Source organism: Marinibacterium profundimaris, assembly GCF_002210095.1.
GTDB lineage: Bacteria > Pseudomonadota > Alphaproteobacteria > Rhodobacterales > Rhodobacteraceae > Marinibacterium > Marinibacterium profundimaris.
Genome location: NZ_AQQR01000005.1, coordinates 24,565 through 38,305 on the forward strand (window position 1 = coordinate 24,565; position 13,741 = coordinate 38,305).

Consider the following 13,741-nt stretch of genomic DNA (forward strand, 5'->3'; position numbering starts at 1 on the left):
CCCCCGGCCGAAAGAGGTGCCCACTTGCCCCAATCGCTTCAGCCATGGTTCCTGGTGATACAGCGGCTTGGAATTGCCCTGCTGACGCTGGTCATCGTGTCCTTCGCCGTCTTCTTCGCCACCGAACTTCTGCCCGGTGACGTGGCCGAAATCCTGCTTGGCCAAGCCGCCACCCCCGAGGCCGTCGCCGGCCTGCGCGAGGCCATGGGGCTGAACGAACCGGCAATCAGCCGCTTCGTCGGCTGGCTTCTGGGACTGGCACAGGGCGATCTGGGCAACTCCTACGTGAACAACATGGACGTGGCAGAACTGATCTCGGGTCGGCTCAGCAACTCTCTGAAGCTTGCCGGTCTGACGACCCTGGTCTCGGTGCCGATCGCGCTCAGCCTCGGCATCGGGGCCGCCATGTGGCGCGGCTCGCTGTTCGACCGGATCGTCACGGTGCTGACCATCTCGGTCATCTCGGTGCCCGAGTTCATGGTCGCCACGCTGGCGGTGCTGATCTTCGCCGTCTGGCTCGACTGGCTGCCCGCGCTCAGCTACGGCGTCGATGTCAGCTCGCTTTCCGCGATGCTGAAGGCCTATGCCATGCCGGTGATCGCGCTGTCCTTCGTGATCTCGGCGCAGATGATCCGCATGACCCGCGCCGCGGTGATCGAGACGATCAACACGCCCTACGTCGAAATGGCGCTGCTCAAGGGGGCCTCGCGCAAGCGCATGGTTCTGGGCCACGCGCTGCCCAATGCCCTGGGGCCGATCGCCAACGCCGTCGCGCTGTCGCTCAGCTACCTTGTCGGCGGTGTGATCATCGTCGAGACGATCTTCAGCTATCCCGGCGTCGCCAAGCTGATGGTCGATGCGGTCAGCACCCGTGACCTGCCGCTGATCCAGTCCTGCGCGATGATCTTCTGCGTCAGCTACCTGTCGCTGATCACCCTTGCGGACGTGATCGCCCTTCTCTCCAACCCGAGGCTGCGTTGATGATGGCTGACTCCTCCTCCACCACCACCACGATCAAGGGCCCAAGCTGGAGCTTCAACTGGGTCGGGCGCATCGGCCTCGGGATCATCCTGTTCTGGGCACTCGTCGCGCTCGTCGGTCCCTGGTTCTCTCCCTATCCCCCCGGCGAGATCGTCGACTGGGACTTCTTCGGCCCGATGACCGGTGACTACTGGATGGGCACCGATTACCTTGGCCGCGACATCTTCTCGCGCATCCTGATGGGCGCACGCTATACCGTCGGCATCGCATTGGCCGCGGTGACACTGGCCTGCACGCTGGGGGTGATCCTTGGCATGGTGGCCGCTGTCGCCGGTGGCTGGTTCGACATGATCCTGTCGCGGCTGCTTGACGCGTTCAACGGCATCCCCTCGCTGCTGTTCGGGCTGGTCGTCGTGGCTGCCGTCGGTTCGTCGATCCCGGTGCTGGTGCTGACGCTGACCGCGATCTACATGCCGGGCGCCTATCGCTTTGCCCGGGCGCTGGCCGTGAACGTCAACACCATGGATTTCGTCACCGTTGCCCGGGCCCGCGGCGAAAGCACGCCCTACCTGATCCTGCGCGAGATCTTCCCCAACATCCTCGGTCCGGTCCTGGCCGACCTGGGTCTGCGCTTCGTGTTCATCGTGCTGGTGCTGTCCGGCCTGTCGTTCCTGGGTCTTGGCGTGCAGCCGCCCAATGCCGACTGGGGCGCGCTGGTACGCGAGAACATCGAAGGGCTCAGCCTTGGCGCGCCGGCGGTGATCTTCCCCTCGATCGCCATCGCCTCGCTGACCATCTCGGTGAACATGTTCATCGACAACCTGCCCACCAAGATCCGCGACAGGAGCGAATGATGACAGAACCCCTCGTTTCCGTCCGTGACCTGCGCATTGGCGCAACCACCGACGCCGGCCGCAAGGTCGAGATCATCAAGGGCGTGAACTTCGACATCGCCCCCGGAGAGATCGTCGCGCTGATCGGCGAAAGCGGCTCGGGCAAGACGACCATCGCGCTGTCGCTGATGGGCCACACCCGCACCGGCTGCCGCATCGACGACGGGTCCATCCGGCTTGACCAGTCGGACATCACCACGATGAGCGAACGCGACCGCATGCAGGTGCGCGGCACCGAGGTCTCCTATGTGCCGCAATCGGCGGCGGCGGCCTTCAACCCCTCCAAGCGGATCATGGACCAGGTGATCGAGATCGCCGCGATCCACGACCTGATGCCCCGCGCCGAAGCGGAGAAGAAGGCGGTCGAGCTGTTCCGCGCGCTTGCCCTGCCGGACGCCGACACCCTTGGTCAGCGGTATCCGCACCAGGTGTCGGGCGGCCAGCTGCAGCGTCTTTCGGCGGCGATGGCCCTGATCGGCGATCCCAAGCTGGTGATCTTCGACGAACCCACGACGGCGCTGGACGTGACCACCCAGATCGAGGTGCTGCGCGCCTTCAAGTCGGTGATGAAGAAGGGCGGGATCGCCGGTGTCTACGTCAGCCACGACCTGGCTGTCGTGGCGCAGATCGCCGACCGGATCATCGTGCTCAAGGGCGGCGAAATCCAGGAAGTCGGCACCGCCGAGCAGATCCTGAACGCGCCGCAGCATGCATATACCAAGCAGCTGCTTGCCGCCTTCGAACCGGTGCCGCATCAGCCGGTCGCACCAACCGCCCAGCCGGCCCGGCCCAAGCCCATCCTCGAGGTCTACGACCTGAGCGCGGGCTACGGCCACATGCGCAACGGGGTGCCGGCGGCGAAGATCCTCAAGAGCGTGAACTTCAAGATCGAACGGGGCCGCAACCTTGGCGTGATCGGCGAATCCGGCTCTGGCAAATCGACGCTGGCGCGGGCTGTCGCCGGGATCCTGCCCGCCTATCAGGGCGCGGTCATGGTCGATGGCATGGAGCAGAAGCGCGATCTGAAAAGCCGCTCCAAGGAAGAGCTGCGGCGGATGCAGATCGTCTTCCAGCTGGCCGATACGGCGCTGAACCCGACGCATTCCATCGGCACACTCCTGGCCCGTCCGCTGACCTTCTACGAGGGGCTGCGCGGCAAGGCGCGCGATGCGCGGGTGGCCGAACTGCTGGACATGGTGCACCTGCCGGCCGCCCTGCGCCACCGCCTTCCCGGAGAGCTGTCGGGCGGGCAGAAGCAGCGGGTGAACCTGGCCCGTGCCCTGGCCGCCAACCCCGAACTGATCCTCTGCGATGAGATCACCTCGGCGCTGGATACGGTGGTGGCCGCGGCCATCCTCGAGCTGCTCAAGGAACTGCAGCGGGAACTGGGTCTCAGCTACATGTTCATCAGCCACGACCTGTCGACGGTCGAGGCGATCTGTGATGACGTTCTGGTCATGTACAAGGGCGAGGTGGTCGAGGCACTGCCCGCCGCGCGCATGTCCACCGAGGCGACGCATCCCTATTCGCGGCTGCTGATCTCCTCGGTGCCGCGGCTTGATACCGGCTGGCTGTCCGGGCTCGAGCAGGACCCGGAGCTGCTGGCGCAGTTCGCCAACCGCTGAGTGTTCGCACCCGCATGCAAGAAGGTCGGCCCGCGCAGGTCCGGCCCCCGGACGAAGGCGGCGGTTGCGATGGCGGCTCAGACCTTGTCGGCAAACAGGTGCGTCAGCGGCATCTGCGTCTTCGAGAAGGGCGTCTTCATCACCACGAAGCTGAAGTACTTGTCGATCCCGATATTGCGGTCGATCAGCCCTTCGACGATGGTCTGGTAATCCGAAATCGAGGCGGTGACGAATTTCGCCAGATAGTCATAGCCCCCCGACACCAGGTGGCATTCGACGCAGCAATCGACCTTTTCCAGCGCCTCCTGAAAGCGCGCAAAGTCGATCTGGCGGTGGTTGCTCAGGGTGAATTCGGTAAAGACCGTCAGGGTTTCGCCCAGTTTGGCCATGTCGATCTGCGCCGCATAGCCGGTGATATAGCCCGCCTTCTGCAGTTTCTTGACCCGCATCAGGCAGGGCGAGGGCGACAGGTGCACCAGGTCGGCCAGTTCGACATTGGTGATCCGCCCATTGCGCTGCAACTCGGCAAGAATTTTCAGGTCGATCCGGTCGAGCTTGTAGCTTGCGGTCATTGTCCTCGGTCCTCGGAGTCTGCGCACCGTACGTGTCTTGTGAAGGGCACCCCATCTCGCAAGTCAATTGCATTCGACAGGAAATGCCGTGACACCCCCGTGATCCGGCAGATGCATCTGGCGGCCCCGTCGTAGAAGTTGCCGGAAATAAAGGTGAAAATAATGCCTTCCCCCTTGTTGCACATCGACACCCAGACACAGCTGCCCGAGTCCGCCGATTGCGTGGTTATCGGCGCCGGGATCGTCGGCACCTGCGCCGCCTACTGGCTGGCGCGTGCCGGGCACAAGGTGGTGCTTGTCGAAAAGGGCCGCGTGGGGGCCGAGCAGTCCAGCCGCAACTGGGGCTGGTGCCGCCAGCAGAACCGCGACGCGCGCGAACTGCCGCTTTCGACCCGCAGCCTCGCGCTTTGGGAAGAGATGGCCGCGGACATCGGCGAGGATCTGGGTTTTCGCCGCTGCGGGCTGTTGTACCTGTCTGATGACCAGGCCGAGCTTGACGGTTGGGCCCGCTGGGGCGCCTTCGCGCGCGGCGAGGGCGTGGACACGCGGATGCTGGGCACTGCCGAGGCGACCGAGCGCGCCCGCGACACCGGCAAAAGCTGGGCGGGCGGCGTCTGGTCGCCCACCGATGGCACGGCAGATCCCTCGCGGGCGGCGCCGCTGATTGCCCGCGGCATTCTCAAGCATGGCGGCACGGTGATCCAGAACTGCGCGGCGCGGGGCATTGAAACCGCAGCCGGCGCGGTCTGCGGGGTCGTGACCGAACAGGGGACGATCCGTACCAGGCAGGTCGTGCTGTCCGGCGGGGCCTGGGCGGGCAGCTTCCTGCACCAGTCGGGCATCTTCTTTCCGCAAGCCTCGGTGCGCAGTTCGATCCTGTCGGTTGCGCCCGGCGCCGAAGGGCTGCCGCCCGCGCTGCACACCGCGGCCGTTTCGATCACCCGCCGCGGCGACGGCGCGCATACCCTGGCCATTTCCGGCAAGAGCAACTTTGATCCGACCCCGGGCACCCTGCGCGGCGCCAGGCATTTCCTGCCGATGTTCGCCAAGCGCTGGCGCGCGCTCGCGCCGGGCGGGCTTCAGGCCTGGCAGGCCGGTTTCGAGACCCGCCGGATCTGGGCGCTTGACCGCGAAACCCCGATGGAACGGGTCCGCATCCTGGATCCCAGGCCCTCGGAGGCCCTGGTGGCCGAAACCCTGCGCCGCGCGCAGCGGTTGCTGCCGGCGCTCAAGGGTCTGCCGGTGCAGGCGAAATGGGCGGGCTACATCGACAGCACGCCCGACGGCGTGCCGGTGATCGACAGCGATATCGGCATTCCCGGGGTGACACTGGCCGCAGGCCTGTCGGGGCACGGCTTCGGCATCGGGCCGGGCGTGGGGCACCTGGTGGCCGACCTGCTGACCGGGCGCAGCCCGATCACCGATGTCGCCCAGTACAGCCTGAGCCGCTTTGATGCCTCGCAATGGGGAAAAGTGGCGCAGTTCTGAGATCACGCCGCGAACCTGTCGATGGACATGCCACCGATCGGCGTCTCGCTGGTGCCGGTCGCGATCAGCTCTGCCATGACATCGCCGACACCCGGCCCAAGCTGGAAACCGTGCCCGCAGAAACCGAAGGCATGGAACAGGCCGGGCGTGGTGCCGGAGGGGCCCATCACCGGCAGCATGTCCGCCGTGTAGCCCTCGCAGCCGGACCATTGCCGGATGATCGCCACGTTGGCCAGGGCCGGGCACAGCTTGACCACCTTCGCAAGCTGCGGAGCAAGGCCGGCAGGGTCGTAGGTGGCAAACCCGGTGTCACCCACCGGCTGGCGCGGCACACCGCCGCCGAACACGACATTGCCGCGTTCGACCTGGCGCAGGTAGGCGCCGCTGTCCTGCGACCACATGCCGACCACCGGCAGGATGCGGTGGGGCAGGGGTTCGGTCACCCCCATCTGCGGGCCGTGGGCGGTCAGCGGGACGGGTTCGCCGAACTGGCGGGCGATCTCGGTGCCCCAGGCGCCGGCGCAGTTCACCAGCACATCGGCGCCAAAGTCACCCTGCGCCGTGCTCACCTGGAAGCCGCTGTCGGTTTTCGTGATCTGCGGAACGCCGGCCTGGTCGGTGATCCGGGCACCAGCGCGGGCGGCGGCATCGGCGAAGGCCGGGCCGATCAGGCGCGGATTGGCGCTGCCGTCGCGCGGCGAATAGCTGGCGCCGATCGCCGAGGGGCCAAGCCCGGGAAAACGATGACGCAGCTCGGAGGGTTCAAGGTGCTCCAGCTCGAGGCCCAAGGGGCGCGCGTCATCGGAATAGCGCAGCATGTCGGCGCGCGAGGCCTCGTCGAAGATCAGCCGCAGGTGGCCTGTGGCCCGGAACTCGACGTCGCGCTCAAGCAGCTCTTCGGCGCGGTTCCACAGGCCAAGCGAACGACGCGCCAGCGGCAATTGCTGCAGCGCGCGCCCGGTGCGGCGGATATTGCCGAAGGAGGCCACGGTGCCCCCCGCGCCGATATGGCCGCGTTCGATCAGCTGCACGCGCACACCGCGACGTGCGAGGAAGAAAGCCGTGGCGCTGCCCATCAGCCCGCCACCGAGTACGATCACCTGCATGAGAGCTCCTTTCCGTGCGCCTCCAGAAAACCCGGCATGGACCCCACCGTCAAAGACGGGATATGAGCAAGGGTATAAGTCAAACCTATGGAGCGGCCCATGCGTGCACGTCAGTTGGAGGTCTTTACCGCGGTGATGCGGGCCGGGACGGTGACAGAGGCGGCGCGGATGCTCAACATCTCGCAACCCGCGCTCAGCCAGGTGCTGCGCCATGCCGAGGACGAGCTGGGCTTTGCGCTGTTTGACCGCGAGAAGGGCCGGCTGAAACCCACCCCCGAGGCGCAGGAGCTTTACCCGGAAGCCGAGCGCCTGTTCGGCGAGCTTGAAGGGCTGCGTCGCAAGACCGCCGATCTCAAGCTTGGCCGCGCGGGCCTGGTGCGGATCGGCTGTTCCACCCCGCCCGCCATGTCGCTGCTGCCGCGGGTCATGGCGGCTTACCGCGCGCGCCACCCCGACATCGCGTTGCGCTGCAACGTGGCGCCGGTGCAATCGCTCCATACCATGCTGCGCGAGGGCGACGCGGCGCTGGCGCTGGCGCTGACCGACCGGATGCCCGACGAGATCGAGGTCGAGGTTCTGGGGCTCACCGGTTTTTGCTGCCTGCTTCCCGAAGGGCACCCGCTGGCCGCGCAGGAGGCCATCAGCCTTGGCGAACTAAGCGAGGAGTTCGTGATCTCCTACCGCGCCGCCACCCGCCCCCATGACGAGCTGGCCAAGGCGGCGCGCCGCACCGGGCACCGCTTCGAACCGCGGCTCGAGATCGACACGTCGATTTCGGCGGTCGGCTTCGTGCAGGCCCGGCTGGGCATCGCGGTGGTCGATTCCCTGCTGCCCTGGGATCAGTTCGACGGCATCCAGATCCGCCCGCTGGCGGCCTCTCCGGCGCTGCCACTGTCGCTTCTGACGCTGCGCGGCAAGACATTGTCGCGCGCCGAAGAGCTGATGCGCGGCCAGATTCGCGCGCTGCTGCCCGATGGGCTGGCTCACCCGTAAGCCTATTCGCAAGCGTGGCCTCCGGGCCACGTACCCGTCGCGTCCCCGGGCCCGGCCCCGTACCGACCCCGTACCGACCCCGTACCGACCCCGTACCGACCCCGTCCTCCGCCTCGTCCTCCGCCCCGCCCAGGACCGGCCCATAGGCTTGCCTTATGGGATGGGCTGTCATCCGACTTGGACTGCCGTCGCGTCGTCTGCTCGATTAGGGCAAACGAAACGAAAGGCGATGACCCATGGACGGCCAAACCCCCGGCAAAGACAGGCAGAGCGAAGACTGGAAGATCGGCGTCGATATCGGCGGCACCTTCATGGACTTCTGCGCGCTGGAAGCCAACTCGGGGCGCATCGCCTCGCTCAAGGTTCTGACGACGCCGGATGATCCGGGCGCCGAACTGCGCACCGGCCTTGACCTGCTGGCCGAGCGCGAAGGCCTGGATGCCGCGGCGGTCAGCCGCTTCGTCCACGGCACCACGGTTGGCATCAACACCATCATCCAGCGCAAGGGCGCGAAGATGGCGATGTTCACCAACGCCGGTTTCGAAGACGTGATCGAGCTTGCCCGCCTGCGGATGCCCGACATGTATTCGCTGTTCTGCCACCGCCCCGATCCGCTGGTGTCGCGCGACATGATCTTCGGCCTGCCGGTGCGCATGCGCGCCGATGGCCGCCGCACCGATGCCCCCGAGGGCGCGGTGGCCGAAGCCGTGGCCAAGGCGCAGGCCGCGGGTGCCGAAGGGATCATCATCTCCCTGCTGCACTCCTGGCGCGACAGCACGCAGGAAGCCGAAATCCGGCATAAGATCGAGGCCCTCGCGCCCGAGCTTTTCGTCTTCACCTCCTCCGAGGTCTGGCCGGTGATCCGCGAATACGAGCGGACCTCGACCGCGATCCTCAACGGCTACGTCCACCCGCGCGTGTCGGGCTACCTTGAAGCGCTGGAGGCGCGGCTGAAGGCACAGGGCGTGCCCGCCCGCGCCATGCTGACCAAGTCCAACGGTGGCGTCATGAGCGCCGGTGAAGGCAGCCGCGACTGCGTGTCGATGCTGCTTTCGGGCACGGCCTCGGGCGTGATCGGCGCCGCATGGCTGGCGCGTCAGGCGGGCGAAAGCCGCATCCTGACGCTCGACATCGGCGGCACCTCGGCGGACTTCGCGCTGATCATCGACGGCGAAGTGCAGTTCGGCTCGGACGAGCTGGTGGGCGAATTCCCCCTGCACATCCCCTCGGTCTCGGTCAGCTCGATCGGGATCGGCGGCGGTTCGATCGCTTCGGTGGATGACCACGGCGTGCTGCGCGTCGGCCCGGAAAGCGCCGGTTCGACCCCCGGACCGGCCTGCTACGGCCGGGGCGGCACCCGCGCCACGGTGACCGATGCCATGGCGGTCTGCGGCTGGCTGGGCCATTCGGAAATGGCCTATGGCCAGCTTGACATGAAGGTCGACCTGGCGCGTGAAGTCGTCGGGGAACTGGCCGGGAAGCTGGGCCGCGGGGTGGAAGAGACCGCGCAGGCGATCCTGGACATCGCCGTGTCGGAAATGTTCGTCGAGGTCGAAAAGCTGTCCTCGCGTGCCGGCGTCGACCTGCGGGACTTCGCGCTGATGCCCTTCGGCGGTGGCGGCCCCATGCTGGGTGCCTTCCTTGCCAAGGAACTGGGCATGCCCCGTGTCATGGCGCCGCGCCGTCCGGGTGTCGTCTCGGCGCTTGGCGGCCTGGTGGCCGACCTCAAGGGCGATTTCATCCGCACCGTCTTTGCGGATCTCGACGAAGAGCGCCTGCCGCTGCTGCGCGACCACTTCCAGGCGCTGGCCGAGGAAGGCAAGGCCTGGCTTAAGGCACAGGGCCACGAAGGCGCCATCGACCTGAAGCTTTCGGGCGACATGCGCTATGCCGGCCAAAGCTACGAAATCGAGGTGGCGCTGGAGCCGGAATGGCTGTCGGACCTGCCGAAGATGGCCGAGACCTTCCACGAGACGCACCGCCGCATCTACGATTTCGCGGATCCCGAAGGCCGGATCGAAATGGTCAACCTGCGCCTTTCGGCGATCGGGGCAGGGCCCAAGCCCGACCTGACCGAACTGGCCGAGGTCGAGGCGGGCGAAGCCCGTGACGTGCAGGTGCATATCGGTGGCTGGCGCCCCGTGCCGCTGCACAGCCGCGTGTCGCTGGCCCCGGGCACCGTCTTCGACGGCCCGGCCATCGTCAGCCAGGAAGACACCACCTTCGCCATCCCCGTGGGCGCCCATGCCCGTGTCGACGGCAATCTCAACATCCACCTGCAGTTCGAGGACTGATCCATGTTCGACAAGATGACCCTCCAGGTGCTCGCCAACCATGCCCGCGCCGCGGCCGAGAACATGGCCCACACGCTGCACCGCACCGCACACTCGGCCTTCGTCAAGGAGACGCAGGACTTCACCGTGATGATCATGGACCAGATCGGCGATACCTTCGCCGTGCCCATGGAACTGGGCGCAACCTGGTATCCCGGCCTGACCTATGGCCGCGCGATCAACATGGTCGAGGAAGAGTACCGCCCCGGCGATGTCGCCTTCACCAACGATCCCTATTCGGGTCACGTGGCCACCCACGCCCCCGACACCCACCTGTGGAAGCCGGTCTTCTCCGAAGGCGAGATCGTCGCCTGGACGGGCGGGCACATCCACAACACCGACATGGGCGGCGCCGTGCCGGCCTCGCTGTCGCGCTCGCTGACCGAAATCCACCAGGAAGGCCTGCGCTTTCCGCCGATGAAGCTGGTCCGCGAAGGTGTCTTCGATGAGCAGATCATGAAGATCATGGCGACCAACGTGCGCAAGCCCGCGCTCAACAACGGTGACATCAAGGCGCTGGTCGGCGCACTTGGCACCGGCGAGCGCAAGGTCCACGCGATGATCGACCGCTTCGGTCACAAGGGCTTCCTCTCGGGCGTCGCGGCGCTCAAGGAACAGGCCGAAGCGCAGGCGCGCTCGATCCTGTCCGAGATCCCGGACGGCGAATACATCTTCGCCGACTACGCCGACGAGGACAGCGACGAGGCAAACCCCTGCCGTCTGAAGCTGACGCTGACCATCCGCGGTGACGAGGCGCTGCTTGATTTCACCGGCTCCGATCCGCAGCTGGCGTCTTCGCTGAACGTGCCCTCGGGCGGTGATCCGCGTCACACGATCCTGCTCGTGGGCATCTACTACGTGCTCTACACGCTGAACCCGCGCATCCTGCTGAACACCGGGCTGACCAAACCGTTCACCTGCATCGCGCCCGAAGGCACGGTGCTGAACCCGGTCGCTCCGGCGGCGGTCGGCATGCGTTCGCTGACCTGCGCGCGCCTGCGCTCGGTGATCTTCGGGGCCTTCGCGCAAGCGATCCCCGACCGGATGCCCGCAGCTCCCGCCGGCAACAACTGCATCATCAACGTCATGACGCGTGACGAGCGCAGCCAAAAGACGGTGATCGCGGCGGTGAACCCCGTGGTTGGCGGCGGCGGCGGCATGCCCCATCGCGACGGGTCCAACGGGTCGGGCGCCGATGCGGCCTACCTCAAGAACACCCCGATCGAGATCACCGAAACCGAGGTGCCCGTGGAATTCGTCCGCTACGGCCTGGCCCAGGACACCGGCGGCGCCGGTCGCTGGCGCGGCGGCCTGGCCACCGAAATGGCCTTCCGCGTGTTCACACCCGACAGCCGGATCACCGCGCGCAACCGCGACCGGTCGTTCTTCCGGCCCTGGGGCACGGGCGGCGGCAAGGCTGCGGGCCTGGCCGACATGGTGGTCAACCCCGGTACGCCGGACGAGCGCCGCATGGGGTCGAAAGACACGGCCATCCTGCAGCCGGGCGATGTGCTCTCGGTCCGCTCTGCGGGCGGCGGCGGGCGCGGCAACCCGCTCGATCGGGAAACCTGGCGTGTCGTGCGCGACGTGGCGCGGGGCTATGTCTCGGCCGAGGCAGCCGAGCGCGACTACGGCGTGATCCTGAAGGACGGCGAGATCGACGAGGATGCCTCCGCCAAGGCACGGGCGGCGATGCCGGCCCCGGGCGAGGCGTTCTTCCACTACGGCCCCGAACGTGACGGTTACGAGGCGCGCTGGACGGACGAAGCCTATGACCGGCTGACCGAGATCCTTGCCGGGCTGCCGATCCACTGGCGCTTCTTCACGAAGACCGAGATCTTCCGCCGGATCGAGGGCACGGGCGCAGGCGCGGTGAACGCGGCCTTCGATGCAACCTGTGCGCGCTTCCCCGAACTGCCGCGTCCCGCAGCCCGCGCCGAGGCCGCGGAATGACCGGGGGGCGGCTCGTCCGACTGGCCGAGTCCGCCCGCGCCCCCGTCGAATTCATCTTCGACGGGGAGGCGCTGACGGGGCTCGAGGGTGACACGGTGCTGACCGCGATCCTGCTGTCGCGCCGCGCCCTGCGCGATGCCGAATTCGGCCCCGAGGCGCGCGCGGGCTTCTGCCTGATGGGCGCCTGCCAGGATTGCTGGGTCTGGCAGGAAGGCGGCGCGCGCCTGCGGGCCTGTTCGACCCCGCTGCGCGAAGGCATGCGCCTGCGCAGCGCACCGGGTGGCACGCAATGGCCCGGCCCGCCTGCGGATGCCGAACGGGATCGCTCCGGAGACAGCGCATGACCCGTGTCCTGATCATCGGTGCAGGCCCCGCGGGCATCCGCGCGGCCGAAACCCTCGCGGCGGCGGGGCTTAATCCCGTCGTCGTGGACGAGGCCGCCCGCGCGGGTGGCCAGATCTACCGTCGCCCGCCCGAAGGCTTCACACGCACGCCGGAAAAGCTGTACGGCTCCGAGGCCGCGAAGGCGCGCGCGCTGCACGCCACCTTCGACAGGCTGGTTGCCGAGGGCAAGGTCACGCACCTGCCGCAGCGTTCGGTCATGGCGCTTCACGGTGGCACGGCGCATGTGCTGGGCGAGACGCGCCAGGAAATTCCCTATGACCGGCTGATTGTCGCCACCGGCGCCACCGACCGGCTTGCCCCGGTGCCCGGTTGGCAGGCGGGCGGAGTCTATTCGCTTGGCGCCGCGCAGATCGCGCTGAAGGCGCAGGGCGTTGCCCTGGGGCGCAGGATCGTGCTGGCTGGCTCGGGCCCGCTGCTGACGTTGCTGGCCACGCAACTGGTGGCATCGGGCGCGGAAGTCGCGGCGGTGCTCGACACCGCGCCGATGCGCCAACAGGTCCGGGGCGGTCTGCGCATGGCGCTTGCGCGCCCCTGGGTGACACTGCGCGGCCTGCGGCTGCGCGCGGCGCTTGGGCGGCGCTACCATGCGGGTGTCACGCTGACCGGGATCGAAAGCGATGCAACCGGCCCGACGGCCATGGCCTGGCGCGATGCGAAGGGCCGGGACCGGCGGACCGACTGCGATACAGTCGGCCTTGGCTGGCACCTGCGCTCGGACGGCACGATCGCCGATCTTGCCGGGGCCGCTTTCGACTGGGACACCGATTTCGCGCAATGGCTGCCCAGAGCCGATCCGCTGGGCCGCGCGGGCGAGGGGCTGTACCTTGCCGGTGACGGGCTGCGCATCCTCGGCGCCGACGGAGCCGAGCTTGCCGGGCGCGCCGCGGCCACCGCCTGTCTTCAGGATCTCGGCCTGCCGCATCCAGACCCGGCCCGCACGCTGCGCCGCCTTGGCCGGATGCACCGCTTTGCGCAGGGCATGATGCAGGCCTTCCCCTGGCCTGCGCAGATGGTCCGCGACCTGCCCGATACCGCCACGGTCTGCCGCTGCGAGGGGATCTCGGCCGGGGACCTGCGCGGCACACTGCCGCTGTCGGGCCCCGAGGCGAACCGCGCCAAGTCGCTTGGGCGGGTCGGCATGGGGCGCTGCCAGGGGCGCTATTGCCAGCTGGCCGGAGCCGAGATAATCGCCGCGGCGGCGGGATCGGCACCGCGCGACGTGGGGCGACTGCGCGCCCAGCCTCCGGCCCGGCCCGCACCGATCGGTGCCTGGCTGAACACACCTGCGGAGGGCGAGGCAGAATAGTCTGCCACGTTGACGCATCCCGCAGAGAATTCTGCTGCGGCGCGGCTTTCGGCACCTTCCGCCGGACGCCTGCCCGCAGTTTGGCG

General features: G+C 67.8%; 11 protein-coding genes. 9 read left to right on the forward strand and 2 right to left on the reverse strand.

Features of this window, described 5'->3' with window-relative positions; translation table 11 throughout:
• Positions 1 to 24: 24 nt before the first annotated feature.
• Genes ATO3_RS13880 through ATO3_RS13890 form a run of 3 tightly spaced genes read left to right on the forward strand, consistent with a single transcriptional unit; the run spans position 25 to position 3,499 of the window.
• A complete protein-coding gene (locus tag ATO3_RS13880; RefSeq protein ID WP_198963277.1) occupies positions 25 to 981 on the forward strand; it encodes an ABC transporter permease in 957 nt (318 codons plus the stop codon).
• Positions 981 to 1,835, forward strand: coding sequence for an ABC transporter permease (locus ATO3_RS13885; protein ID WP_088650477.1), 855 nt, complete (start codon positions 981 to 983; stop codon positions 1,833 to 1,835). The genes ATO3_RS13880 and ATO3_RS13885 overlap by 1 nt, the downstream gene beginning before the upstream one ends.
• Positions 1,835 to 3,499: an ABC transporter ATP-binding protein gene (locus tag ATO3_RS13890; RefSeq protein ID WP_088650478.1), complete on the forward strand. Its 1,665-nt coding sequence runs from the start codon at positions 1,835 to 1,837 to the stop codon at positions 3,497 to 3,499. Before ATO3_RS13885 ends, ATO3_RS13890 begins: the two co-directional genes overlap by 1 nt.
• A gap of 77 nt (positions 3,500 to 3,576) precedes the next feature.
• On the opposite strand, the gene ATO3_RS13895 is transcribed toward ATO3_RS13890, so the two are convergent.
• Positions 3,577 to 4,071, reverse strand: a complete 495-nt coding sequence (locus ATO3_RS13895; protein ID WP_088650479.1) for an Lrp/AsnC family transcriptional regulator — start codon at positions 4,069 to 4,071, stop codon at positions 3,577 to 3,579.
• 162 nt (positions 4,072 to 4,233) lie between these two features.
• Between ATO3_RS13895 and ATO3_RS13900 the strand changes: the two genes are divergently transcribed.
• Positions 4,234 to 5,559, forward strand: coding sequence for an NAD(P)/FAD-dependent oxidoreductase (locus ATO3_RS13900; RefSeq protein ID WP_088650480.1), 1,326 nt, complete (start codon positions 4,234 to 4,236; stop codon positions 5,557 to 5,559).
• A 2-nt stretch (positions 5,560 to 5,561) separates the two neighbouring features.
• Here ATO3_RS13900 and ATO3_RS13905 read toward each other — a convergent pair whose 3' ends face one another.
• Positions 5,562 to 6,665, reverse strand: a complete 1,104-nt coding sequence (locus ATO3_RS13905; protein ID WP_088650481.1) for an NAD(P)/FAD-dependent oxidoreductase — start codon at positions 6,663 to 6,665, stop codon at positions 5,562 to 5,564.
• A gap of 99 nt (positions 6,666 to 6,764) precedes the next feature.
• On the opposite strand from ATO3_RS13905, the gene ATO3_RS13910 reads away from it, so the two are divergent.
• The 5 genes from ATO3_RS13910 (at position 6,765) to ATO3_RS13930 (ending at position 13,655) form a co-directional block, all read left to right on the forward strand.
• On the forward strand, positions 6,765 to 7,658 hold the full coding sequence (locus ATO3_RS13910) for a LysR family transcriptional regulator (RefSeq protein WP_233152146.1): 894 nt from the start codon (positions 6,765 to 6,767) through the stop codon (positions 7,656 to 7,658).
• A gap of 236 nt (positions 7,659 to 7,894) precedes the next feature.
• Positions 7,895 to 9,952 (forward strand): hydantoinase/oxoprolinase family protein, encoded by a 2,058-nt coding sequence (locus tag ATO3_RS13915; RefSeq protein ID WP_088650483.1) that lies wholly within the window; start codon positions 7,895 to 7,897, stop codon positions 9,950 to 9,952.
• A gap of 3 nt (positions 9,953 to 9,955) precedes the next feature.
• The gene (locus tag ATO3_RS13920; protein ID WP_088650484.1) at positions 9,956 to 11,944 is read left to right on the forward strand and encodes a hydantoinase B/oxoprolinase family protein; all 1,989 of its coding nucleotides are present in this window, start codon (positions 9,956 to 9,958) and stop codon (positions 11,942 to 11,944) included.
• The gene (locus ATO3_RS13925) at positions 11,941 to 12,288 is read left to right on the forward strand and encodes a (2Fe-2S)-binding protein (protein WP_088650485.1); all 348 of its coding nucleotides are present in this window, start codon (positions 11,941 to 11,943) and stop codon (positions 12,286 to 12,288) included. Before ATO3_RS13920 ends, ATO3_RS13925 begins: the two co-directional genes overlap by 4 nt.
• On the forward strand, positions 12,285 to 13,655 hold the full coding sequence (locus ATO3_RS13930) for an NAD(P)/FAD-dependent oxidoreductase (RefSeq protein ID WP_088650486.1): 1,371 nt from the start codon (positions 12,285 to 12,287) through the stop codon (positions 13,653 to 13,655). The genes ATO3_RS13925 and ATO3_RS13930 overlap by 4 nt, the downstream gene beginning before the upstream one ends.
• The last annotated feature ends 86 nt before the right edge of the window (positions 13,656 to 13,741 follow it).

Excerpts from the sequence above, each read along its gene's own strand:
- ATO3_RS13885 (WP_088650477.1), top strand. The coding sequence starts at position 981 with ATGATGGCTGACTCCTCCTCCACCACCACCACGATCAAGGGCCCAAGC.
- ATO3_RS13890 (WP_088650478.1), top strand. The coding sequence starts at position 1,835 with ATGACAGAACCCCTCGTTTCCGTCCGTGACCTGCGCATTGGCGCAACC.
- ATO3_RS13895 (WP_088650479.1), bottom strand. The coding sequence starts at position 4,071 with ATGACCGCAAGCTACAAGCTCGACCGGATCGACCTGAAAATTCTTGCC.
- ATO3_RS13900 (WP_088650480.1), top strand. The coding sequence starts at position 4,234 with ATGCCTTCCCCCTTGTTGCACATCGACACCCAGACACAGCTGCCCGAG.
- ATO3_RS13905 (WP_088650481.1), bottom strand. The coding sequence starts at position 6,665 with ATGCAGGTGATCGTACTCGGTGGCGGGCTGATGGGCAGCGCCACGGCT.
- ATO3_RS13910 (WP_233152146.1), top strand. The coding sequence starts at position 6,765 with ATGCGTGCACGTCAGTTGGAGGTCTTTACCGCGGTGATGCGGGCCGGG.
- ATO3_RS13915 (WP_088650483.1), top strand. The coding sequence starts at position 7,895 with ATGGACGGCCAAACCCCCGGCAAAGACAGGCAGAGCGAAGACTGGAAG.
- ATO3_RS13920 (WP_088650484.1), top strand. The coding sequence starts at position 9,956 with ATGTTCGACAAGATGACCCTCCAGGTGCTCGCCAACCATGCCCGCGCC.
- ATO3_RS13925 (WP_088650485.1), top strand. The coding sequence starts at position 11,941 with ATGACCGGGGGGCGGCTCGTCCGACTGGCCGAGTCCGCCCGCGCCCCC.
- ATO3_RS13930 (WP_088650486.1), top strand. The coding sequence starts at position 12,285 with ATGACCCGTGTCCTGATCATCGGTGCAGGCCCCGCGGGCATCCGCGCG.